Here is a 24,627-nt window from a genome sequence, read left to right on the forward strand (position 1 = left end):
TTTTTGCACAACAATACATGAAATTATCGAATTACTGTATACAAAAATAATGATAGAAACTGTATTCCAAACTACATTTAATCAATTCATAATTATTTACTCCTCCTAGCAAACCGCATAAAGTTCAAAGTCCCCTAAAATTAGGGGATTTAGGGGGCGAGAAGCTTTGTGTAAATACAGTAGACATCATGGACGTTAAATTAAAAGAAGGCTATCCGCTACACAGGAGATGTAAGATTGACTTCGCAATTGCCACAACGTAGTAAGCCGCTATACGAACAAACGTATTTAGCCTTGCGTTCAGCAATTTTATCAGGTGAAATTTCTGTAGATGAGCGACTCATCGAAAGTCAACTTGCACAACGTTTTCAAGTAAGTAGAACTCCAGTACGCGAAGCAATTCGCCGCTTGCAGCAAGAAAACTTACTAGCGTCGGATGGTGATGGGGCACTATACATTACTAAGCTTTCGTTACACGATGCCATTAAACTCTACGATTGCCGAATTGCGCTAGAACAGCTAAGTGTTGTAGGAGCCTGTGAAAACGCTACCACCGAACAGTTAAAAGCAATTGAGCAAACACTTGTCCAAGCTGAAAGTTTAGCACAGCAAGGACACAAGCAATTGCAAGACAAACTACTCGATCTGAATTTTGACTTTCATCGTTTAATTGCCCAAAGTTCAGATAATCCTTGGTTAGTACCGCTATTGGATCGTCTATCAAATCATACTCGACTGCTCAGAACTCAAACATTACAAACTGAACCCGACATTACAAACATCCACAGCGAACATCGACAAGTGTATGAAGCGATCGCCCATCGCGATGCACCAGCCGCCGTAAAATACATCACGCATCATCTCACAGCAAGCCAGCAGCGAATTATAGAAATATTCGAGCGATCGCATTTAACAACGTCGTCAGCAGAAACGATTCCTCAACAAGAAGCGCTACAATGCCCTCGGTGCTTATCTTTTGAGGTAAGCCGCAACGGACGGCGCATGGGTAAACAAGGTTATATTTGTAAACAGTGTAGACGGCAGTTTCTTGCTACCTATGAATCATCGCGCTACTCAGCAGAAATTCAACAGAAGTGCATAACCTTACACAACAACGGCATGGGATTTCGCGACATTGAGCGAATCACAGGTGTGAATCATAATACAATTATTCGCTGGGTAAAATCTGCTCAAGACAAATAAATACTTAAGGGTTGGTAACTGGTCATTGGTAATTGGTAAGAATATCTATTTTCCATTACCGATTACCCATTACCCGACAATTATTGTATGTGATATTTAACTATGCACACCCACTTTAGACAGTAATCCAGAATTTGCTGTTTCTGGGTTACAGTGGCGCACGTTAAGATCTGAGCAGTTCGTCTTCAGAGAGGGTCGTTATGGTACAGTACAACCCGTTACAATTCCTTCCCACCGAGGAAGAACTGCCTGAAACTGACCATAAGCCTGTGGATAGTCAACTCCAAGTTCTGATTGCTTCCCTGCTAGATGATATTCTATCCTGGGTCTTCCGTCACCGCACAGACTGGTTTTGGGGTATAAACATGGGTGTCTACTATGACCTGCAAAAGCCGCCCATTGTCCCAGATGGCTTTTTATGCTTAGGAGTTGAGCGGCTGGTAAAGCAAGGCGGTAGGTTAAGTTATGTAGTTTGGCAAGAGGGTAAAATTCCCGTTTTCGTCCTAGAGTATGTGTCTAAAACTTACGGCGGAGAGTACGACACGAAGAAAGATGATTATGCAAATCTTGGCGTGACCTACTACGCAGTTTACAACCCAGAGTATTACATTCGTCACAATCATAGTCCCTTTGAGGTGTATCGTTTAGTGCATGGGACGTATGTACTGCAATCGGGCGAACCATTTTGGATGCCGGAAATTGGTTTAGGGATTGGTAGAGCGCAGGGAACATACCGGGGGTGGAATCGCGAGTGGTTGTACTGGTATGATTCAGAGGGAAACCGATTGCCCTCACCAGATGAAAGGGCAGAACAAGCTTATCAGCAGCTAGAACAGGAGCGACGCAAGACAGAGGAACTGATTGCCAGATTAAAAGAACGGGGAATCGATCCAGATACCCTTTAGAATTAGGCAAGCGAGTGAAGAAACTGGGCTATTTCAAGTAATTCCCGATCGCACAAGCGTTTTCCAACCAGCTGAATACCCAAAGGCAAACCGTTACTCATCCCTACTGGAATACTAATTGCAGGTAATCCACACAATGTCCATAAGGCACAAAAGACGGGAGAACCAGTATTTTCTAGTCCATAGGGTGCAGTACCCGTTGTCACTGGTGTCAAAATAGCATCAAATTCTGAGAAAATTTTTGCCAGTGTGATGTTGTATTCAACAACAGCATGACGAGCTTGAGAGTATGCGATCGCATCTACGTTTCGTCCTCTAACAATTAGTTGCTGCAACTTAGAAGACATCTTCTGCGCATAAAGATCGTAATCTGCGCCATGATTTGCCGCAATACCTGTCGCACAGAGAATATCAACACGATCGAGATACGCATCAAATTCTGACGGTAAATCTACCTGTGAAACCGTTGCACCTGCCGCAGTCAGTGTTGTGACGCTATCGAAAAGTACTTGTTTTGCTTCGTCTTTGATTTGATACCATTGTGAACTCAGAATAAGTGCAAACTTAAGATGATTCTTGCGTGGTGGTGGAGTAATCAACGTACCGTAACAATCAGGATCGCGCGGATCAATTCCAGCTAACACACTCAATACTAAATCAATGTCTGCAATACTACGCCCAAAAATACCAACACAATCGAGTTCGCGACTGCTTGGCATCAAACCATAACGTGAAATCACGCCAAAACTAGGTTTGAAACCAAAAATTCCGCAGTAAGCCGCAGGGCGTAATGTGGAACCAACCATTTGCGTACCAATTGCGATCGGCACCATTCCATCAGCCACTGCTGCTGCTGAACCACTTGAACTTGCGCCAGGAGTGTGTTCGGGGTTGTGAGGATTGCGAGTTTTATTCGGGCGAGCAATCGCGTACTCCGTCGTAACTGTTTTCCCCACAATTACCGCACCCGCTGCTTTGAGGCGTTCAACAACTGCTGCATCATACCCAAACTGGCGTCCTTGATGAATTGGCGTTCCCCATCCCGTCGGCATATCAACGGTTGCAAACGTATCTTTAATGCCAACCGGAACACCATGCAGTGTCCCTAATACTTTACCTTGCGATCGCACTCGATCGCAATATTGAGCTTGCACAAGCGCATTAGGATTAAGGTATTCCCAAGCCCCAATTACAGGTTCTCGTTCGCGAATCCGCGCCAAACATGCTTCAAGAACTTTGACAGCACTACCCTGCTGCATCTCTTCAACAATAGTTTGAGCAGTTGGGTAATCTGTCATAATGTGGGCGATCGTAATACTTCACAAAGTCAAAAATACAAATAATTTCTCCTCTGCGTCCTCTGCGTCCTCTGCTCCCTCTGCTTTTCAATGATTCCCCAAGAAAAACAACTCACCAATCTTGGTATATTCCACCGCACCGCCCAACCGCGTAATCGGCTTCATGCGAACAGTATCAACTAATCCCATTTCAGGACGATACAAATCTTCGCGTACGTGAAAGCGCAAAACACGACCTAACACCATAACATTCGTAGCACCTTCCACAGGAACAATCTGCGTGACTTGACACTCCATCGCCACCGCAGCATCAGCAATCCGTAACGGCTGCACGTCAGTTGCAGAAATAGTATTGAGTTTTGCCACTTCAAATTCATTCACCCCATAAGGTAAATCAACAGCGGTTTCAATCATCGCGTTTGCCATTGTTTCATCGACAATATGACAAACAAACTCCTTAACTTCGCGTACATTACGCAACGTGTCTTTTTCTTTAGGTTCCTTTGTTTGCCGATACGAAACCGAGAACATGATTGTAGGGGGAAAACCCGCAACCGCATTGAAAAACGAATAAGGGGCAAGATTCGGTTTACCATCTTTACTGATTGTGGACACCCATGCGATCGGACGCGGTGCAACAATGCTAGTTAGTAAATGATAAGGAGCGCGAGGCTCCATTTCTTCAGGCACAAAAGAAATCATTATGCCTGTACCTCTCGATTAAACCGCTCAATCCACGCCGATCGCTGCGTATTAATCGTTTTCCAATCTAAAATACTTACCCTTTGCATAAACTCACTTAATGTATTTGCTTGTAGCTGTTCAGCAATCTCAGGTGCTAACTGTACATTTCTATTTGCCGGAACGTAGAAATAGGGACTACTCGCAAGATACGACTGCACTTCGTCAGAAAGCGCTACATCAATATACGAAACCGCTACATCTAGACCCGATCGGGGATTGCTCACAACGTTCATGCTGTAACGTGCCCCAACAAGTCCGGATTCGGGAACTGTCCACTCGATTGGTATACCACGAGTTTTCAAATACGCAGCATCGTTATGCCACATCGGTGCAATGTCAACTTCTCCTTGTTGAAACAACGTCAACAATGCGCCAGGATTTGCGGCAACACCATTCACATTCGGTAAAATTTCTTTGAGCATAGCGAACGCGGGTTCAATATTCGATTCACCGCCTCCCCGCGTGCGTGCTAACTCGACCATAAAGCTCGTTCCAAGTACGCTATTCATACTCACCAAGCCAGCACTACCAGCAAGATTGCTGTTCGACAAAGCTTCCCAAGATGTTGGTGGAGTTTGGATTCTTTCTGTGTTGTAAGCCAGCACAACTCCTTGCGCATAAAAAATAGGCGCAAAACCTTCAGGACTCAGAAACGCAGACTCAATATTTTTAATATTCTCACTCGCATCTGCGGGAAATTTTTGAATTAAACCCTCGCTAATGGCGATATTCGTCTGTCCATCATCTAGCAACACCACATCAAACGGTGGATTCGTTGCAGATGCTTTGAGACGCGCGACTTGCTCAAATGCTAATAACGGTACAATACTTGCTTGCGTTCCTGTAGCCTCAGTAAACTCAGGGACGATTTTTTCGCGAGTCAATGTTTCGGTTGTCCCGGGAAACGCTGCTGTCACAAACTGTCCGCCACCTTGAGTGGGTGACGATGTATCCGTAGCTGTATCAGTAGCACAACTTTTGAGCAATAAACTTGCTCCTGCAAACATAGCAGCACCGAGGACAGTACGACGCGAAAACTGATGAGCAAATAACCTTGACATATGTTTAATCTAAACAACTTGTAAAAACGACATTAACTATCCACCGCGAAGCAGCGAAAAACCCCAAGGTGATTTAAGTGGAAGATGATAATGTTGCTCAACGTCACTAACGCCAAAGCGAAACGAACATCTAAAAATGGAAATTCTTCAGATAAAGCGTAATCAAGCTGATGGTAAAACTCACCGATATGAAAGACAACTTCGTAGTTACCAGGCTCAACATTTTCACCACGAACCACAGAATGATCTAACACGCCTTGGTGCGATAACACACCTGCCGCAATCTTATCGCCACCAACTTTAAAAATCTCCACTACCATTCCAGCCGCCGGTAATCCCCGCGTCACATCAACAACATGAATTGAAATTCCACCAGCCATAAAAGCGCTTCAAGAAGAATGAATTAGTAGAGAAAAGGATTGCTTTACTGCGAAGTTGCTGAGTGAATGGTAAAGTCTTGTAATACCAATTACCAATTACTCATTACCTATTCCCTCTTCCTTTAAGACTTAACCAAGAACTTAGATAAACCCGAAACCCGCTCCATCAATACCATCAACAACGCCGTGATCGCGATTAAAATTCCTGAAATCGCGGCGGCGCGGACATCTAAATCATTTTCAATCATTGACCACATCCGAATTGGTAAAACTTCGGTACGCGCATCGGATAAAAACAAGGAAACCGTAATATTGTCAAACGAAGTCAAAAATGCCATAAATGCGCCTGTAATCACCCCTTGTTTAATCAGCGGTAGCGTGACGTGAAAGAAGGTATACACGGGACTTGCACCTAGTACAGTTGAAGCTTCGCGCAGCGATGTTCCCAGTTGAATCAAACTTGCGAGTGTTGTGCGCAGCAAGTAAGGAATACAAATGACAACGTGACTAATCACAAGCGTAATTAAGGAAAGTCTGATTCCCAGTAAACTGAAATAAGTCAGAATTCCCAAGCCTACGGCAATACCAGGTAACGCCAAAGGCGACATCACGAGTGCATCCATTGCGGCTACCCAGCGGGCGCGACTGCCTGCCATTGCTAAAGAAGCACAAACACCGAGTACGATACAAATTAACGTTGTCCACAACGCCGCTTGAAAACTAGTTATCGCAGCCGACCATAATTCTGGATAGTCGAACAACGCGATATACCACTGCAATGAAAAACCTGTGGGAGGAAAGCGTAACGTTTGCGCTGAACTAAATGAAGCAATTAAGACAACTAAAGTTGGCATTGTGAGAACAATGAGACTAAAAATCGCAATGCCCCACATGACCCAATTAAAAGATACGCGGTCTAATTTATCAGCCTGACTTGAGGAAGCGCGTACTGTTGTGGTATTTGACACAGGTTAACTCCTAGCGAACGTAATCACGACTTTTCTGACCCAAACTACTGAGTCCAAAGACAACAATTAAGACCATGACAAGTAAAATTGCAGAGATAGTTGCTGCAAACGAGCGGTTTAACAGCACAACACCTTGCTGATAAATCAGCGTTGGCATATACATAATTTGCCCGCCACCAATAATCGAGGGAGTCACGAACGAACTGACGGTAATGGCAAATACAAGCAAGCAACCGGAAATGATTCCAGGTAATGTCAGCGGAAAAGTAATTTTCCAAAATGTCCGCCAAGCGCCGCCACCTAAACTTGCTGATGCTGCGGCGAGTCGCGGGTCGATTTGTGCTAGCGATGCAACGATGGGCAAAATCATCAAAGGTAGCTGAATTTGCGTCATGGCGATCGCGACTCCTTGATGCGTAAACAGTAACCTAACTGGGTCTTCGATGAACCCTATGCCTTGTAGCAGCGAATTGACGAGTCCTTGTCTTCCTAAAATGACAACCCAGCCGAAAGTCCGCACTACCGAACTGGTAAGCAGCGGTAACAGAATCAAAAAAGTCAAAAGTCCTTTCCACTTCGCGGGTGCATTTGCATAAATATACGCGACAGGATAGCCAAACAACAAACAAGCAAGTGTTACTTGCACTCCTAACCAAAACGTATCGAGTAGAACCTTGCGATTTACAGCATCTTGGAAGAATTGCCAATATTGCGCCAAAGTAAAGCTAGGGACATCAGGCGCGGTTTGAAAGCTTGATGCCAGTAAAACAGCCAAAGGCGCGACGTAGAATAAATGTAAGAAAATGGCGAGTGGTAGTGCTAGTTGCCATTCTCGTGGGGCAAATAACTTTGCAGTCATATTATATTTTTACCTCTCGATCAAAACGCTCAATCCAAGCTGAACGATTAGGGTTAATTGCTTGCCAATCTGGAATAAAGACCACTTCATCTAAGCGATCGCTCGGACTTTTCCCCAATTTTTGCGCGAGTTCTTCTGGAATCGGCGCGTCTTGGTGCGTGGGAACAAAGTTATAAGGTGGCTGCGCCATCGCACTTTGCACTTCTAACGAAAGTGCTGTATCAATGTAAGCTGCTGCAAGTTCCGTCGCGCCGGAGTTTCTCACAATTTGCAATGAGGAACTCGATGAAGCTAGTTCTTCGGTAGGAGCAACCCACTCGACACTGGCTCCTTTACTACGAATACCGCTTACATAGTCGAACCAATGCGGCGCGATATCAATTTCACCCTGTTGTAACAACGTTGCTAAACTTCCTGGATTGGGCGCAACCGCCGCTAGATTCGGACGAAGCTGCGTTAACTTGCGAAAGGCACCTTCCGCGTCATTTTCACTTCCCCCCTCTAAGCGCGCCAGTTCGACAAAAAACGTCGTTCCCAACCCGCTTTCTAACGAAGGAATCCCGACGCGATCGCGATACTCTGAATGCCAAAGTTCTAATAGCGATCGCGGTGGATTTTTTATTCGTTCGGGATTATAAGCAATTCCCAAAACTTGCGACGCCACCATTGGGGCTAATCCTTGATTGCGATACTGCGGCAAAATACTGGCATAATTTTGACTTGCATCTTGCGGAAATTCTTGCAGAACGCCTTCTGCTTGTGCCGTAAACATTGGTCCTTCAGGAATCAAAATCACGTCATACGGCGGTGATGTCCGCGCGGCAATCACTTTAGCTACAGCTTCTAAACCTGGTTCAGAAATCACGCGCACATTCGCGTTATGCGCTTTTGTAAATGAACTTGCAAGTTCGCGACGATGCCCCTCTTCCCAAGAACCACCATAAGTTGTCACAATTAATTCTTGCGTACTTGATACCGAATCTGTTGCGTTTTGACATCCTTTTAATATCAAACTAGAACCAATAAAAAGTCCTGCACCAAGCACGGCGCGGCGAGTCATTTTAGTGGTAGGTCTGTGATACATAGTGTTTTCAGTAGATGGAAGCAGAGGGGCAGAGGGGCAGAGGAGCAGAGGAGCAGAGGAGCAGAGGAGCAGAGGGGCAGAGGGGCAGAGGAGCAGAGGAACAATTAATTATTGTTAGTACGAATGGATGAATTTTCGGCTTATACAACCTTGATTTCATGAGTCCGCGCAAGTGGACTTTGTTTTTCAGCCGCGACTTCAGTCGCCAGGCTATCTTCACGTCAAACTTGCACTTCGCGGTCAAAACGCTCAATCCAAGCTGTACGCTGTTTATTAATGGCGTTCCAATCAAGGAGTACTAATTTATCTAAAACCTCTGCTGAGCTATTACCTAGTTTTTCTGCCAACACCCCTGATAAGACAACGTTGCGATTAGAAGGTAAAAAGTAGTAAGGCTCCGATGCCATCGCCGTTTGTACCTCAGTACTCAGCGCAGTATCAATAAACGCCGCTGCTAATTCTGGCTCGACACTTGTATTTCTGACGATTTGCTGCGCGGGACGTAAAGCAATTCCGCCTTCTTGCGGCATTACCCAATCGATATTGACACCGCGCGATCGCAGCGCTACAACGTTATTCAAATCGTGCGGTGCTAAATCAATTTCCTCTTGCTGAAAAAGTGTCGCTAACGCCCCTGCATTCGCAGCAATTCCTGCTAAATTTGGTTTTAAGTCTTGAAGTGCAGCAAACGCTGGTTCTATATTAGTTTCATCTCCGCCGCGCATTTTCGCAATTTGCACCATCAAAGAAGTCCCTTGAGTCGTCTGCATTCCTTGCATAGATACGCGATTGCGATACTGAGAATCCCACAGATCTTCCCAAGATGTCGGCGGCGTTGCTACCGTTTTAGGATTATAGGCAATACCCATAACTTGAACGCCTGTCGTTGGTGCCCACCCATCAGGATTTTGCAACTCTGGTAAAACATCAGCGTAATTTTGAATTAAATTAACGTTAGGCTTGACAAATAACTGTTCTTGTGGTGCAGCATTAAACGGTCCTTCATCAAGTAAAACAACATCAAACGGCGGATTGTTAGGCGATGCAGTGAGTTGCGCGACTTGCTCTAGCGACACCATTGGCACTAAGCTCACTTCGCCGCCATGCGCTTGAGTGAAAGCCGGAATCAGAACATTGCGATAAAACTGTTCCCAGCTACCAGCGAAGCACGTCGCAATAATTCTGCTACTTGTATTACTATCACTTGTTGTCGTTGTTCCACCGCAAGCTTTAAGCAGTAAACTTGCGCCTGCAAACAAACTTGTTCCTAGCATGGCTCGACGACTCATGACGAGCATTCTCTGGTTTTGCATGGTTTTTCAACTGTAACTTCTCGGTTAAAGCGCTCAATCCATTGCGATCGCTGTTGAGACGTTGCCCCATCTTGATAGATAAACGTTTCGTACTCGTCAAACTGGTACTAAAATACTTTGGTGGGCATCTTCCCAGTTACCGGCAATGAATTACTGCTTCCTTATCCTGTCATCGCCATACCTGCCATGAAACTTGCGTCTAGAGATGATTCATAGATTTCAGTTGAATAACTAAGAATGTATAGCTACGCTCAACTCACTGCGGGAAACAATGCACAAGCGTGCGGCGATGCGAGTTCCAGATAAATTTGTTGTCCTTGTTGCAGCGGACGCGATCCAGGAAGGCGCGGTTGTGTCACCTTAACTTTGGTGTTAGGTGCGATTTGCACCTCGTATGCCATCACAGCCCCTAACGGTAAACACATTTCGACGATGGTTGGTAGAGAATGCGTACTAGGTTGCGTTTGAATTCGCAAGTTTTCTGGTCGGACTGCGAGCAAGACATCGTTATGCGATTGTAATGTATCGTGATTGGCAACTCGTAGTTTTCCGCCGCCTGGAACTTCTACCACGCAATCTGAAGTATCGCGTTCGACAAGTTTACCTGGTAGAAGGTTACACGTACCCACAAAGGTACTGACAAACAGTGTGGCAGGTTGGTCGTAGATTTGACTTGGAGTACCAAATTGATGAATGGTTCCCTGCGACATAACTGCAATGCGATCCGACATACTCATGGCTTCTTCTTGGTCGTGAGTCACCAGAATCGCTGTAATTCCTTGTTCTTTGAATAAACGACGAATTTCAATTTGCATATCAAGGCGCAGATTTTTATCCAATGCGCTGAAAGGCTCATCTAAGAGCATCAGTTTCGGTTCTACGGCTAAAGCCCGCGCGATCGCAACTCGCTGTTGTTGTCCGCCGGATAATTCACTCGGATACCGCTTGGCAAGATGACCGAGTTGCACAAGTTCGAGCATCTCGCCAACTTTATTGGCAACTCTACCACGCGGCACGCGGTTAGCACGCAAGCCATATGCCACGTTGTCCCAAACACTCATGTGGGGAAACAAGGCGTAGTTTTGAAAGACAATTCCTACACCCCGCTGCTTGGGTGAAAGTGCGCCTACCGATTGACCATCGATCAGAATTCTGCCAGAAGTTGGTTTGAGAAAGCCAGAAATAATTCGCAGCAGCGTTGTTTTACCACAACCACTTGGACCTAGTAAGGAGACGAATTCACCTGGTTGAATATTCAAATGAATATCTTGCAGCGCCACCATGTCTCCAAAACGATGCACGATCTCCTCAAGCGCTAAGCTATGACCAGAGTAGACTTCACGAGATTGAACTGGAACAGGGCTGGTGACTAAGTCAATATGCTTTACCGATTCCATGATTTATTTACACTAAGTAGGGTTTATATCAGCGTCGCAATATAATTTGCAATAATTCGACATCTTACTTTGTGCAGATTGTGTATTCGTTCAACAGAAATATTAAACTAATGATTGACTAGGATACTGTATACAAAAAAGCATGATGTATCACAGACAACAAAATTTTCAGCGTTGTTGAGCGATAAACAAATTGCATACAGTCTACAGCAATAACGAAGTGTGAATATCAATTGCTATAGCAAATTGTCTCTGGACACATTAAAGAATCTGATTGCCATACTGTCGTTATTTTTACTAACTTTCCTGCTGCCAAGCTGTATCTTCATGCTTACTTTGGAACGCTCAGAAAACGACTTATGTCTGATTTAATACGGATGTCGCGTCGCGCTCTTTTGGGTGCTGGACTTTTTGCAGGAACAAGCTTATTACTCAAAGGTTGTGGTGGAAACGAAGCCTCGCAAGGCAACGGTGGTAGACTTGTTGCCGCAACTTTTACCGGAAGTTGGGAAGAAGCACACCGAACGATTTTAGTGCCTTATTTTACCCAAAAAATGGGAGCTACAGTCAACTTAGTACCACAACTAGCGATTGACCAAGTTGCACAACTCACAGCATCAGCAAATAGCCCGCCGTACGACGTGACGCTCTTAGATGAAGGACCATTTCGCAATGCTCCAGTCGAGCAAATTTTACAACCTTTTCCCGTTGACCTGAGTGAAAACTTTCAAGATCTGTTACCAGAGTATCAAACAAAAGCAGATCAATGGGGACCGACAATAGCTGTGCAAGCAATTGGCATTGGCTACAACACCGATCGCATTTCTACACCGCCGACATCGTGGGAAGATTTATGGAAGCCAGAATACGCAGGTCGTCTTGGGCTTGTGAGCATGCAAAGTACCGTAGGAACAGCTTTTATGGTGCAACTTGCGCGGATGCGCGGTGGTGGGGAAAACAATATTGAACCTGCTTTTGAGGCAATTCGCGAAATTTTACCCAACGTTGCTGCGGTTGCGTCTAATCCTGGTGCGCTTTCGGTTTTGTTTCAGCAAGGTGAAATTGATATTGCCCCGCATTATTTAAACAATATGGCTCCGCTTACAGCCGCAGGAACTCCAGTTGATTGGGTTGTTCCGCAAGAAGGCGCGCTTTTGATTAGCCCGTCGATGCACATTGTCAGGAATCCCAGAGAACGCGAACTCGCTGCTGCGTACATTGATGCAGCCATTAGCCCAGAGGTACAAACGCAAATGGCATCAGCACCTTATTATTTTGTACCAACGAATAGCAAAGCTCAAATTTCTGGTTTCATTGCTGAAAGACTAGGTAGTACAACTGAAGCAGTTGTTGATAAGCTTGTGCCGCTTGATTGGCAAACAATCAGTAAAAACTTGCCAACGTGGATTGAACGCTTCAACCGTGAAGTTGTGGTTTAACTAATGAGCACGCCAAAAACGGATAAATTGCTCGTTAAAAATGCTTTGGTACTAGCATCAGGGGATGCACCAGCGCGATCGCAGACAGATATTTTAATTGACAAAGGAACGATTGTCACCGTTGCTACGAATATAGCGATTCCTCCAGGCTGTACCGTCATTGATGCAACAGGGCTATTAATCGCTCCTGGTTGGATTAATGGACACTTTCATTCGCACGAACATTTTCATAAAGGACGATTTGACAACTTACCGCTTGAGTTGTGGATGCACTTTGTGCGTCCGCCAATTGCACCGCCACCACTCACACCAGAGCAAGTGTATCTGCGAACGACGATCGGCGCGATCGAAGCAATTCGCACAGGAACAACGTTTGTTGTTGATGATGTCAATCACGCTCCTCATTATTCTATGGAGTGTATTGATGCGGTTTTTCAAGCTTATGAAGATATCGGGCTACGCGCATTAGTGAGCGTGAGTTTATACGATCTGCCGTTTTACCGTACCGTACCTTTCTTTGATGAAGAAATGCCAGTGCATCTGCGCGAACAACTCGATCGCCAAGCGTTACCGAATCGCGATCGCCTATTAAATATTGCGCAACACCTAGCACAAACGCGCCATCCAAATCAACACCGAGTCGGGTATATCGTTGCACCTTCAGCACCGCAGCGTTGTAGTCAATCTTTTCTCGTTGAGCTTGAAAAACTTGCAAAAACGTACGATTTACCCCTCATGCTGCATTTACTCGAAACGCGTTTGCAAGCGGTTACGGGTCAATTATTTTACCAGCGTTCGATGACCGAGTATTTAGCCGATTTGGGTTTTTTAAGCGATCGCGTTGCTTTGCAGCATTGTGTTTGGCTAACACCACATGACGTGGAACTGATTGCTGAATCAGGAGCGAGTGTTGTTTACAATCCACTATCTAACCTCAAACTCGGTAGCGGTAGAATGGCGGTACGGGCAATTCAAGATGCAGGAGTGAATATTGCGCTTGCGAGTGATGGCTGCGGATCGCGAGATAGTCTCAATATGCTCTCTGTCGTACAGGCGGTGGCGATGCTCAATAAGTCACCGACAACCGCTCCAGAACACTGGATTTCTGCCGAAGAAGCGTTTGAGTTGGCAACAGTAGGTGGGGCTAAAGCCTTTGGCGTTGCGCAACTCGGAAAAATTGCCCCAGGCTACAAAGCTGATTTTGTCGGCTACCGACTCGATGCGCTATCGTTTGTACCGTTGAATCATCCATTACGACAACTCGTGTATGCAGAAACAGGTGCTGCTGTTGATTTAGTTGTTGTCGATGGCGTTGCTGTGATGCGTGACAGTAAGTTGACTCAAGTGAACGAGCAAGCTTTGATTGCAGCAATCTGCGAAGTACACCATCAAATCTTACCCGCGATTCAATCTTCTGAAGCAACGGTACAAACTTTCTTACCCTACTACCGCCGAATTTACGATCGCTGCTTAGCCTATAACATCGATCCAGCGATTTTGACGCCTGACAATCGCGAATAGTACTAAATCTTTGGACATCTACAATTCTAGGAATTCGAGGAGGTTGAAGCTGTAGAGGCGGCGATCGCACTAATTATTCCTGCATTAACTGCGGTTTGTACATCTACAACCGTATCAGAAACTGCTTTACCCATTTGTTCGCCTTTGGCGATCGCTGCAATTCGCCGCCGCGCTTCGCGTCGTTCTGCTCGTCCAAATAGATATTGCGTTAGGTGACAAGCTTTAATCAAGCTAATCAGTGCTTCAGCACTGCGCTGCGCCAATTAAACCGTAAGGAAGAGATGCAGCAGCAGACGAAACAACGCGTCCTTTTTCATTATCGAGTGCTAGAAGCATGAGATCTTGAGCTAACAATTGCATCATTACCTCGACTAGCATCCACCCTTCGATCCTAGTTCACTCAGAATGAAGACGATTTCTAGAGGCAATTACGCACCACGTCTGAAGCGATCGCGGTTCTCTTAAATAGGTACAAGTACGCTTTTTAGCAGTAACACAGGCAATTTGCTAGTCATCAGTGCAGAACGCGATCAATAATGAGAGATGTTGTAAAGGTCTGTAAAATTCCCGATCGCGCACTTGGGAGAAAGACCGTTTCTTGTAATTAATGATTAACGATGGACTTAGCTTATTTTTAACAAAGAGCCGTGCTTTTGAGCTTAAAACATAAAGCGTTCTAGCGCCGTAAAAATTGATGGTGGTAGTGGGTAAAGTACTAGATAGCTTGAGTAGGGTTTTCTAGCTGTTTGGAGAAAGACAATTTGATTCGAGAACTGCGACGAGCAATAAAGCTGTTTCAGGAAAAATTTGCCGATATACGAGTAATAGTTGGCAGAAAGACGCTGCACCAACACGTTTGGCACTCAAGCAAGTTGTTATTCTCAACATATTCTATGGCAGGAGAGCAAAAACGTGAGCGTTGAGGGAATGACTAGAAAAGTTTTCAGCGGTGTTCAACTACTTCCCTATCATGCGATTGGTGCTGTTACTGTTGCCGTAGGGCTAACCTTACTGTTGAATTCGCAGCTTCATTTCGCCTCAATGCTTTTGTTTTTCATCGGCTTGGGTTCTGGATTACTGGCGGCTGTTTTGTCTAAGCAAGAAGCGCAGCATCGCCAGGCGCTACTAGAAGCTGAAATAGCAAATAGGCAAATTGAAACGATTTTGTCAAGTATTAGTGATGGATTTTATGTTCTCGATCCTGAGTGGCGATTTACCTACGTTAGCGATCGCTACTGTGAAATGGTAGGAATGCCGCAGTCATCGCTGCTAGGACAGAACATTTGGCATTTATTTCCAGATGCCGTTAACACGGATGTTTACGAGCAATTCCAGCACGCAATCCGCGAACAAACGCCGCTTCAGTTTGACTATTTTTACTCGCCTTGGAATTGTTGGTACGAGCATCGCATTTATCCTTCACCAACACTAACGGTTGTTCTGAGTGATATCACCGTTCGCAAACAGGCAGAACTGCTGCTAGTTGAGCAGAAAAAGCTGCTAGAACTCATTGCTTTAGGACGTCCCTTAGAAGAGTGTCTCTTCGCGCTGTGTGCGAGTGTACCCAAGCTCAATCCAAATACACGCGCTTGCTTTTTACTCGTTGATGCGCAACAGGCATTTAAGAGTGCGATCGCTCCAGATTTGCCACCGTCGTTCGCGCAAGGAATCAAAAATACTTCAATTCACGACCTGTGTAACGATACAGCAAACTGGCGCGATTTATGCCGAGCGCACGGTATTTTAGCGTATCATTCTGTACCTGTGTTAGGTAATGATAATTTACCACTAGGGTTTTTTATGCTGTGCTGCAACGCAGCGCGGACGCCGAGTGATTGGGAAGTTCAGCTAGCAAGGTTCGGCGCTCAAGTTGCCAATATTATCTGCAAGCGCGATCGCGAGAAACGCTGGCACGACGACGTGGCAAATTATGCTCCCACGATCGTTTTGATAACAGATTTCACTGGCTACTGTAGCTTTTTAAGCCAAACCTGGTACGATTTTTCTGGTTTAACCGAACAGACAAGTTTAGGATTCGGCTGGCTCGATGCAGTGCATCCCGACGATCGCGGTGCTGCTCAAACTGCTTTTCTCGACGCCAGCAAACGCGGTGAGGCATTTCACATCGAGTACCGCTTGCGCCGTCAAGATGGTCAATATCGTTGGGTAATCAATGTCGCAAATCCTTCGTTTGGCGCGGATGGTCAACTTCAAGGATTTATTAGTTGTGTTGTTGATATTAGCGATCGCAGACAAATCGAAGCAGAACTGCAACGCAAAAACCAAACGCTGCAAACGCTTCTTGCCGCATCACCCTTAGCGATCGTTGTACTTGATACAAACTATACTATCCAGCTTTGGAATCCAGCGGCAGAGCAGTTATTTGGCTGGAATGAAGCAGAAGTGTTGAATCAACCACTGCCGATTGTACCAGAAGAAAAACTGGATGAATGCGATCGAATCCGCCAAGGAATTCTCCATGGAGACACGTTTACTAATATCGAAACTTATCGCCGCAAACGCGATGGCTCGCATATAGCCGTTAGCATTTCGGCGGCTCCTTTCGATGAGGACAGCAAAGGCATCAACAAGATTTTACTGATTTATCAAGACATTACCGAAAGCAAGCAAGCTGAAAAAGCTTTAAGGGAAAGTGAAGAACGCCTACGACTAGCGACAGAAGGTGCCAATTTGGGGATGTGGTACTGGGATGTCGCCAACGATACGCTGACTTGGACAGACCGCGCAAAAGCTATGTTTGGTTTGCCTGCGGATACTCAAATGTCGATGCAGGTTTTTCTAGAAGCAGTGCATCCTGACGATCGCGATCGCGTCCAAAAAGTAATGAATGCGTTACAAGCAGGTCAAATACATACAGAAGTTGAATATCGAACGCTTTGGGCAGATGGTACCGTGCGTTGGATTTTAGCAAAGGGTGATTGTTCTCATCACAAAAGTGGCACTCTGCTGGCAGCGCGGGGGGTGTTAATGGATATTACCGCGCTCAAACACGCAGAGATAGAACGCGAGCAACTGCTGCAACGCGAACAAGCCTTACGCTCGGCTGCTGAAGCTGCGGAATCTAAACTGCAAGAGGTTTTAGCAAGCATTCGCGAAGATTTTGTTTTATTTGACCGCGATTGGCGAATTGTCTATCTTAACGAGCAAGCTGCTACAGACTTGGGAATGTTGCGGGAAGATGCTTTAAATAAGAATATGTGGGAGCTATTTCCCGATTTGGTTGGGACGCCATTTTACGATCGCCTGCATCAAGTCATGCGCGATCGCGTTCCAGTGCAATTTGAATATTACTATCCGCTTTGGGATCGCTGGTTTGAAAACCGCGTGTATCCAACTCCTGATGGCATCGTGAATCTTTGTACTAATATTACTGAGCGCAAACGCACTGAAGCCGAACTGCGGCAAAAAAATGCAATTTTAGATGTTATTAACGAATTAGCGCCCACACCAATTTTTGTCAAAGACCGCCAAGGACGCATTATTTACGCCAATCCAGCTACGCTGGCAGTATTGAACAAATCGGCTGCGGAAGTCATCGGCTATCGCGATCGCGAATTATACGCCTTGCCTGAACTAGGGGCAATCGTCACCGATAACGACCAACGGATTATGGAATCGGGAAAAACAGAAGTTGTCGAAGAATCTCCGGATGGAGTGCGGACGTTTCTAGGGATAAAAGTGCCTTACCGCAACGAAGCTGGTGAAGTTATTGGGTTGATTGGGATATCCAATGATATTACGGCACGCGTCCAACTAGAGCGCGATCGCGAACGAATTTTGCAACAAGAACAAGCCGCACGCGAAGCAGCAGAAAAAGCAAATCGCATCAAAGACGAATTTCTGGCTGTACTTTCGCACGAGTTGCGATCGCCACTTAACCCAATTCTTGGTTGGACAAAGTTACTGCAATCAGGTAAACTCGACGCGAATACAACCGCACAAGCACTCGCCACTATCGAACGCAACGCCAAGCTGCAAACAGAACTCATCGATGACTTACTCGATGTGTCGCGGATTCTCCAAGGCAAACTTACGCTCAATATTCGTCCTATTGATTTAGTGTCGGTAGTAGAAGCTGCGATCGAAACTGTGAGTTTAGCCGCCACTACCAAAGCAATTGCAATCCAAACAACTTGCGATGCCAACATAGAAGTTGCAGGAGATCCAAACCGCTTGCAGCAAGTGGTGTGGAACCTTGTTTCTAATGCGGTGAAGTTTACTCCCTCCGGTGGGCAGGTTGCGGTATGCTTAACTCGCGTTGGAACTCAAGCGGAAATTCGCGTCAGCGATACGGGTAAAGGGATTGCGTCGCAGTTTTTGCCACACGTGTTCGACTACTTCCGCCAAGAAGACAGTGCGACAACGCGGCAGTTTGGTGGATTGGGGTTGGGACTTGCGATCGTGCGTCACTTAGTCGAACTGCACGGCGGTACAGTAACCGCAGATAGCCCAGGAGAAGGACGCGGAGCCACCTTTACTGTCCGTTTACCATTATCAACAGCAACAGCGCCGAAGGCACCTCAACCGTCATTATTTACCACAAGCGAGGAGCAATTGACAGGAATTCGAGTGCTTGTTGTCGATGATGATGCAGATATGCGCGAGGTGGTGAGTTTTGTGCTTAAGCAATCGGGTGCTGAAGTTATAAGTGTGGCGAATGCCACAGCAGCTTTAGCAACGCTAGCATCTTTTCAGCCAGAAATTCTCTTGAGTGATATTGGCATGCCAGAAATTGATGGCTATATGCTAATGCGAAAAGTGCGCGCGCTGTCACCAGAACAAGGAGGACATATTTTAGCGATCGCACTAACGGCATATGCTGCCGAGTTTGACCAAAAACAAGCGCTGCAAGCTGGTTTTCAACGACATCTTACTAAACCGATTGAACCTGACGTGCTAGTCAAGGAAATTGTCCAGTTACTGCATGATAATAGAAGTCAGGGTTCAAAAATCGGAGATCAGAGTTAAAGGCAAGGCGCCCCTAGGCAAGTCACTAGAGGATCTCAAGTTTGCCTAAAAATATTCTGAATAATTAGATAACTCATTGCATAATTCTTCCTTCTTAGACCGATATATGTATAGGCGTTATAATCGCCTTGCTTATCTAAACTCTATACTGAACTTAATATGTACAACCAAAGCCCTGGCATTATGCTAGGGCTTTATAATGCCTGCTATAGCAGGGTTCAGGTCAACTGTCATGGTCGTATTGCTAATCAATTACGAATTATGGATTATGAAATAAAGATAGATTTCGTACGAACCAATATTAAGAGAACCAATATTAAGAATTGAGCCAACTGTATTTATAGTTGAAATATCTGTATCACTTGAGATTAGCACAACGCTAGTTTAACTTTATTTTTCTCGTCCTTTGATGAATCGTGTTAACTTGCTTAGGGGAGGATATAGTAAGACGAACTGCTAAGTAGAACTATGCTTCAGGTTTCTAAAACAGTTGCCATTCCCGATCGCGAAATTGAAATCAGCGCGGTTCGTTCTCAAGGATCGGGTGGTCAAAATGTCAACAAAGTGGCAACAGCGATTCATCTACGCTTTGACATTGTTGCTTCGTCATTACCTGATATCTATAAACAGCGGCTATTGAAACTCAACGATCAACGCATCACCAAAGAAGGCGTAATTGTCATCAAAGCCCAAGAACACCGCAGCCAAGAGCAAAATCGCGAGGAAGCATTAAAACGCTTACAAGAGTTGATTCAAAGCGTGACAATCGTACCTAAGAAGCGCAAACCAACTAAGCCGTCGTATCTTTCTCAGCAAAAACGCCTTGATAGTAAAAGTAAGCGATCGCGCATCAAAGCAACGCGAAGAAAAGTAATTGAATAAAGTCAGACTAAATCTAGTTGACTTGTGATGATAAAAGTGGTAAAGGGTGACTAGAATTGATCCACAAGCATCTTAAATAGAAGCATAGAAGCATTGTCTTGTAGCTGTTATCGTAGACCTGACCTCTGCTATTGTTAGCAAGATTTCAACAACTGCTGGAGTGTTCCTTTAGCACCAAGCGTCGACAAGTTGTTTAGTTGATTACGAACCGCTGCAACAAAATGCGATGACTGTGATAAGTCGCCAAAAATTTCCGATAAGCTGAGCAACGGTTGCGGATCAGAACCACCTCTACGGGCTTGTTGAGTCAGAATATCTGCAATCGGGTCGTCAATTGCGATCGCATTACCGCGATCGTCTTGTGCGTTCAAGTAGCGGAACCAAGCAGCAATGGTTAAACTTATATAGTCGATCGCGCCACCTTGCGCAAGTTTATCGCGGAGCGAACCTAGAATAAATTTTGGCACTTTTGCAGAACCATTGAGGCAAAGACGCGGCAGTTGATCGCAAATTTTGGGGTTGGCAAATCGTTCGACAAGAGTCTGTTTGTAATCACTCAAATCAATTCCTGGTACAGGTTCTAGCGTAGGCGTCACCTCTTCCATAAGATGAATGACGGCTTGCTTGAATAATGGATCTGCCATGACTTCATGAACGTAGGTGTAACCTGCCAAAGAGCCGAGATAGCCAATTAACAAGTGACTCGCATTGAGTAGCCGGATCTTCATCATTTCGTAGGGATGAACGTTATCCGTCATTTGGACGCCAACCGTTTCCCAGTTCGGTCTACCAGCACAGAAATCGTCTTCCACAACCCACTGAATAAAAGGCTCTGCCACAACAGGGAAAGCATCGTCAATACCAAATTCTGCTACCATTGCGATATCAGGTGGAGTTGTCGCGGGAGTGATGCGATCGACCATGCAGTTGGGAAACGTGACGCGTTCAGCAATCCAACGCCCTAATTGAGGATTTTGCAATTCGGCAAAACTCGTTAACATTTTACGAGCAATATTACCGTTACCTTGCAAGTTGTCACACGATAACACGGTAAATGGCTCTAAGCCCTGTTTACGGCGTTGATCGAGCGCAGTTGTTAAAAATCCATAGACACCAATTGGTTGGTCAGGATGCTGCAAATCTTGCTGAATTGTGGGATGATTGACATCAAATTCGCCACTACCTTCAATGTAGTAGTAACCGCCCTCGGTAATCGTCAGCGTTACAATCCGGCAGTTAGGATTTGCTAAAGCGTCAATGACGGCTTGTCGATTGTCTGGTGCGAATAGATACTGCGTAATTGAGCCGATAACCCGCGCGCGATCGCCCTCTGACGATCGTTCAACAAGCGTATACAAACAGTCTTGCGCATGTAGTGCATCGCGCATCCGCCGATCGTATTCCAATAGCCCCACACCGCAGATTCCCCATTCATTTGTAGAATTGAGATGCAAGTAATCGTCAAGATACAACGCTTGATGCGCGCGATGAAATCCACCAACACCAATATGGACAATGCCATTCGTAACTTGCTGGCGATCGTAACTCGGTACGCGAACGCGATTTGCTAAACGCGATAAAGCGGCTTGATTCAGCTTAATGGCTGAACGGGTACTGATATTGCTCATAGTCTTAATTAAGAGTTAGGTGATGACGACGGACTTTAGGAATGGCTTCGCCTTGTTGGTTAAACAAATGACACAGCTCGCCATTAATATGAATCGGAACGCGATCGTGTAACTGACTGGTGTTATCTCCATCGGTTTGCACGATCAGAGTATCGCCATTGGCAATCTTGACGTAGAGATAAGTTTCACCACCAAGTCGTTCAACAACTAGCACCTCGCCATTGATAGTTGCTTGCGTTCGGTCTAAGCGGAGATGTTCAGGACGAATTCCCAACGTGGCGCGATCGCCAACGGCTAAACTTCCAGGTTTGACGGGAATCGTCACACTCACATCATCAGGAAGTCTCACAGTCGTACCCGAATCATTAACACCTGCAACTGTCACTGATATGAAGTTCATCCGCGGCGAACCGATAAAGCCAGCAACAAATAGATTGCGCGGATGATGATACAGTTCGAGTGGCGATCCTACTTGCTCGACAATACCGTTTTGCAACACGACAATTTTATTCGCCAGCGTCATAGCTTCAACTTGATCGTGCGTTACGTAAATCATCGTTGATTGCAAACTATCATGCAGACTCGCAAGTTCAATACGCATCTGCACCCGCAACGCCGCATCAAGGTTAGATAGTGGTTCGTCAAACAAAAACACCTTAGGATTGCGAACGAGGGCGCGACCGATCGCTACCCGCTGGCGCTGTCCTCCCGATAGTTCGCGTGGTTTGCGGTTTAAAAGCGGCTCTAATTGTAAAATGCGAGCAACATCACGCGCGCGTTGCAGTCGTTGTGCTTTGGGAACACCAGCAAGTCGGAGGCTAAATGCCATATTCTCCGCAACCGTCATGTGTGGATACAACGCATACGTTTGAAACACCATCGCCAAACCGCGTTTATCCGGCGGGACATCATTCACTCGCTTGCCATCAATCAGCAATTCACCAGCAGTAATTTCTTCAAGTCCAGCAATCATGCGGAGTAAAGTAGACTTGCCACAACCGGATGGACCGACAAAAACAACAAATTCGCGGTCATTTACATCCAAGTCAATACCTTTAATAACCTCACTATCCGCATACGTTTTGTGAATATTTTTTAAAGCAACTGTTGACATAAAAAGCTTCCATTGTGTAAATAATCAACTCAAACTCAACACAAAAACCCCTAGACATCCCTCCTTTGTGTTTCCGTTTCTCCCAAATCCAGCAGAACCATTACTTCACCGCACCAAACGTCAAACCTCGGACTAATTGCCGTTGACTTAACCAACCAAAGATTAAAATCGGAGCGATCGCCATCGTTGAAGCTGCGGAAAGTTTCGCCCAAAACAATCCTTGCGGACTTGAAAATGAAGCAATAAACGCCGTCAATGGCGCAGCATCTGCCGTGGTTAAATTCAGGCTCCAGAAAGCTTCATTCCACGACAAAATAATCGATAGTAACGCCGTCGAAGCAATTCCAGGTAAGGCAAGAGGTAACAAAACGTGAACGAGTTCTTGTTGCGTGGTTGCGCCATCCATGCGATCGGCTTCTAAAATCTCTTTGGGAACTTCCTTAAAAAAGCTGTAGATCATCCAAACGACGATCGGTAAGTTAATCAGCGTATAGATGACGATCAAGCCGATCCGCGTATCCAATAACCCAAAGTTGCGCGACAAGATATAGATTGGTACCAACACGCCAACTGGCGGTAGCATTTTGGTAGATAACATCCACAACAAAGTTCCCTTGGTACGTTTTGTGGGAAAGAACGCCATCGCATATGCCGCAGGTATCGCGAGTAACAGTGCTAGAATTGTTGAACCCAACGATACAGCAATGCTGTTAAACGCATAATTGAAATAATCTGCCCGCGCTTCAATCGCTACATAGTTTTCTAAAGTCGGCTGGAAAAACAACTGCGGAGGCGTTGCCACTGCCGCAACTTCCGTTTTAAAACTGGTCAGAAACATCCAGAAAATTGGGAAAAACAAGATGCAGGCGACCAGCCAGCCGAGTAATGTAAATAGCCAACGACGAGAATTACTTGCCATGATTTAGATATCCAAATTACGAGCAACACTACGCATCAAAAAGATCGCCACAATGTTGGCAAGAATTACGGCAATTAATCCTCCAGCAGAGGCACCGCCGACGTCAAATTCCAACAAAGCTTTGAGGAAGATGTAATACGCCAAGTTCGTGGTTGCTAATCCAGGACCACCACCTGTGGTGACAAAAATTTCGGCGAAGATCGTCAAAAAGAAGATTGTTTCGATCATTGCCACGACTGCGATCGCGCGGTTAAGATGTGGCAACATGACAAACCGAAATAAGGCCACAGGATTCGCACCATCCATGCGGGCTGCTTCTAACTGTTCGCGATCGAGAGATTGAATTGCCGTAAGGAGAATCAGCAACGCAAACGGCAACCATTCCCAAGAAACAATAATAATAATTGCCAGTAAGGGAAAATCGGCAAACCAATCGATCGCCCCCAATCCCAAGCCTGTGGTAATCTGCGCAAATAGCCCGTTAACGGGATGCATCAGCATATTTTTCCAAATCAGCGCACTGACCGTCGGCATCACAAAAAATGGCGATATTGCGAGTACCCGCGCAACGCCTCGCCCAAAAAAGTCTTGGTCAAACAGTACCGCGAGTAAAGTTCCTAGCCCAATCGTGATTGCTAAAACTGCACCAACGAGAATCACTGTTGTGACAATCGAACTCCAAAACCCTGGATCGGTCAAAATAAACGTGAAGTTTTCAATACCGATAAATTCACGGACATCAGGATTAAGCAAGTTATACCGCTGAAAAGCAAACCATACTGTCATTGCCAGCGGCACAATCATCCACAGCAACAAGGCGATCGCCGAAGGTGCAACCAGCGGTAAGGTCGATACCTGTCGTTTGCGTTGCTTAAGGCGTGGCGTTTTGTGGCGGGGCTTGACAACGAGTGTAGAAGACATAG

General features: G+C 45.6%; 22 protein-coding genes. 6 read left to right on the plus strand and 16 right to left on the minus strand.

Annotated elements, in window-relative coordinates; all coding sequences use genetic code 11:
• The first annotated feature begins 237 nt into the window (after window positions 1-237).
• On the plus strand, window positions 238-1,203 hold the full coding sequence (locus tag B1A85_RS18965; protein ID WP_104548299.1) for an FCD domain-containing protein: 966 nt from the start codon (window positions 238-240) through the stop codon (window positions 1,201-1,203).
• Window positions 1,204-1,403: 200 nt separating this feature from the next.
• Window positions 1,404-2,108 carry a Uma2 family endonuclease gene (locus tag B1A85_RS18970; protein WP_104548300.1) on the plus strand — a complete coding sequence of 235 codons (705 nt, stop codon included), beginning with the start codon at window positions 1,404-1,406 and terminating at the stop codon, window positions 2,106-2,108.
• 2 nt (window positions 2,109-2,110) lie between these two features.
• Here B1A85_RS18970 and B1A85_RS18975 read toward each other — a convergent pair whose 3' ends face one another.
• From B1A85_RS18975 to B1A85_RS19015, 9 genes are all read right to left on the minus strand, one after another.
• On the minus strand, window positions 2,111-3,406 hold the full coding sequence (locus B1A85_RS18975) for an amidase (RefSeq protein WP_104548301.1): 1,296 nt from the start codon (window positions 3,404-3,406) through the stop codon (window positions 2,111-2,113).
• 87 nt (window positions 3,407-3,493) lie between these two features.
• On the minus strand, window positions 3,494-4,108 hold the full coding sequence (locus B1A85_RS18980; RefSeq protein WP_104548302.1) for a flavin reductase family protein: 615 nt from the start codon (window positions 4,106-4,108) through the stop codon (window positions 3,494-3,496).
• The gene (locus tag B1A85_RS18985; RefSeq protein WP_104548303.1) at window positions 4,108-5,211 is read right to left on the minus strand and encodes a PotD/PotF family extracellular solute-binding protein; all 1,104 of its coding nucleotides are present in this window, start codon (window positions 5,209-5,211) and stop codon (window positions 4,108-4,110) included. Before B1A85_RS18985 ends, B1A85_RS18980 begins: the two co-directional genes overlap by 1 nt.
• Window positions 5,212-5,243: 32 nt before the next feature.
• Complete coding sequence (locus B1A85_RS18990) at window positions 5,244-5,591, minus strand: hydroxyisourate hydrolase (RefSeq protein WP_210404589.1); 348 nt, start codon at window positions 5,589-5,591, stop codon at window positions 5,244-5,246.
• A gap of 122 nt (window positions 5,592-5,713) precedes the next feature.
• Window positions 5,714-6,559, minus strand: a complete 846-nt coding sequence (locus B1A85_RS18995; RefSeq protein WP_104548304.1) for an ABC transporter permease — start codon at window positions 6,557-6,559, stop codon at window positions 5,714-5,716.
• 10 nt (window positions 6,560-6,569) lie between these two features.
• Window positions 6,570-7,418, minus strand: a complete 849-nt coding sequence (locus B1A85_RS19000) for an ABC transporter permease (RefSeq protein ID WP_104548305.1) — start codon at window positions 7,416-7,418, stop codon at window positions 6,570-6,572.
• 1 nt (window position 7,419) lies between these two features.
• Entirely contained in the window at window positions 7,420-8,478 is a 1,059-nt protein-coding gene (locus B1A85_RS19005) for an extracellular solute-binding protein (RefSeq protein ID WP_168192437.1), read from the minus strand.
• 245 nt (window positions 8,479-8,723) lie between these two features.
• Window positions 8,724-9,815 (minus strand): extracellular solute-binding protein, encoded by a 1,092-nt coding sequence (locus tag B1A85_RS19010; RefSeq protein ID WP_104548307.1) that lies wholly within the window; start codon window positions 9,813-9,815, stop codon window positions 8,724-8,726.
• 251 nt (window positions 9,816-10,066) lie between these two features.
• Window positions 10,067-11,212, minus strand: coding sequence for an ABC transporter ATP-binding protein (locus B1A85_RS19015; RefSeq protein ID WP_104548308.1), 1,146 nt, complete (start codon window positions 11,210-11,212; stop codon window positions 10,067-10,069).
• Between the two features lie 359 nt (window positions 11,213-11,571).
• Here B1A85_RS19015 and B1A85_RS19020 point away from each other — a divergent pair, with 359 nt between their 5' ends.
• Together B1A85_RS19020 and B1A85_RS19025 are read left to right on the plus strand one after the other, a co-directional pair.
• Entirely contained in the window at window positions 11,572-12,651 is a 1,080-nt protein-coding gene (locus B1A85_RS19020; protein ID WP_104548309.1) for an ABC transporter substrate-binding protein, read from the plus strand.
• Between the two features lie 3 nt (window positions 12,652-12,654).
• Complete coding sequence (locus B1A85_RS19025) at window positions 12,655-14,172, plus strand: amidohydrolase family protein (protein ID WP_104548310.1); 1,518 nt, start codon at window positions 12,655-12,657, stop codon at window positions 14,170-14,172.
• Between the two features lie 26 nt (window positions 14,173-14,198).
• On the opposite strand, the gene B1A85_RS19030 is transcribed toward B1A85_RS19025, so the two are convergent.
• The 3 genes from B1A85_RS19030 to B1A85_RS24045 all read right to left on the minus strand — a co-directional run bounded on the left by B1A85_RS19030 (window position 14,199) and on the right by B1A85_RS24045 (window position 15,060).
• Window positions 14,199-14,435 carry a GPP34 family phosphoprotein gene (locus tag B1A85_RS19030; RefSeq protein ID WP_104548311.1) on the minus strand — a complete coding sequence of 79 codons (237 nt, stop codon included), beginning with the start codon at window positions 14,433-14,435 and terminating at the stop codon, window positions 14,199-14,201.
• On the minus strand, window positions 14,416-14,550 hold the full coding sequence (locus tag B1A85_RS25340; RefSeq protein WP_146087203.1) for a hypothetical protein: 135 nt from the start codon (window positions 14,548-14,550) through the stop codon (window positions 14,416-14,418). The genes B1A85_RS19030 and B1A85_RS25340 overlap by 20 nt, the downstream gene beginning before the upstream one ends.
• 360 nt (window positions 14,551-14,910) lie before the next feature.
• Window positions 14,911-15,060 (minus strand): hypothetical protein, encoded by a 150-nt coding sequence (locus tag B1A85_RS24045; protein WP_168192438.1) that lies wholly within the window; start codon window positions 15,058-15,060, stop codon window positions 14,911-14,913.
• A gap of 39 nt (window positions 15,061-15,099) precedes the next feature.
• On the opposite strand from B1A85_RS24045, the gene B1A85_RS19035 reads away from it, so the two are divergent.
• Window positions 15,100-19,161 (plus strand): PAS domain S-box protein, encoded by a 4,062-nt coding sequence (locus tag B1A85_RS19035; protein WP_104548312.1) that lies wholly within the window; start codon window positions 15,100-15,102, stop codon window positions 19,159-19,161.
• A gap of 468 nt (window positions 19,162-19,629) precedes the next feature.
• Window positions 19,630-20,043, plus strand: coding sequence for an alternative ribosome rescue aminoacyl-tRNA hydrolase ArfB (gene arfB / locus B1A85_RS19040; protein ID WP_104548313.1), 414 nt, complete (start codon window positions 19,630-19,632; stop codon window positions 20,041-20,043).
• Window positions 20,044-20,177: 134 nt separating this feature from the next.
• Here arfB and B1A85_RS19045 read toward each other — a convergent pair whose 3' ends face one another.
• The 4 genes from B1A85_RS19045 to B1A85_RS19060 all read right to left on the minus strand — a co-directional run bounded on the left by B1A85_RS19045 (window position 20,178) and on the right by B1A85_RS19060 (window position 24,625).
• Window positions 20,178-21,671 carry a mannitol dehydrogenase family protein gene (locus B1A85_RS19045; RefSeq protein WP_104548314.1) on the minus strand — a complete coding sequence of 498 codons (1,494 nt, stop codon included), beginning with the start codon at window positions 21,669-21,671 and terminating at the stop codon, window positions 20,178-20,180.
• Between the two features lie 4 nt (window positions 21,672-21,675).
• A complete protein-coding gene (locus B1A85_RS19050; protein WP_104548315.1) occupies window positions 21,676-22,785 on the minus strand; it encodes an ABC transporter ATP-binding protein in 1,110 nt (369 codons plus the stop codon).
• Between the two features lie 100 nt (window positions 22,786-22,885).
• Entirely contained in the window at window positions 22,886-23,704 is an 819-nt protein-coding gene (locus B1A85_RS19055) for a carbohydrate ABC transporter permease (protein ID WP_246841470.1), read from the minus strand.
• 3 nt (window positions 23,705-23,707) lie between these two features.
• Window positions 23,708-24,625, minus strand: coding sequence for a carbohydrate ABC transporter permease (locus B1A85_RS19060; RefSeq protein ID WP_104548317.1), 918 nt, complete (start codon window positions 24,623-24,625; stop codon window positions 23,708-23,710).
• Window positions 24,626-24,627 lie beyond the last annotated feature (2 nt).

This window comes from Chroococcidiopsis sp. TS-821 (genome assembly GCF_002939305.1).
Lineage (GTDB): Bacteria > Cyanobacteriota > Cyanobacteriia > Cyanobacteriales > Chroococcidiopsidaceae > Chroogloeocystis.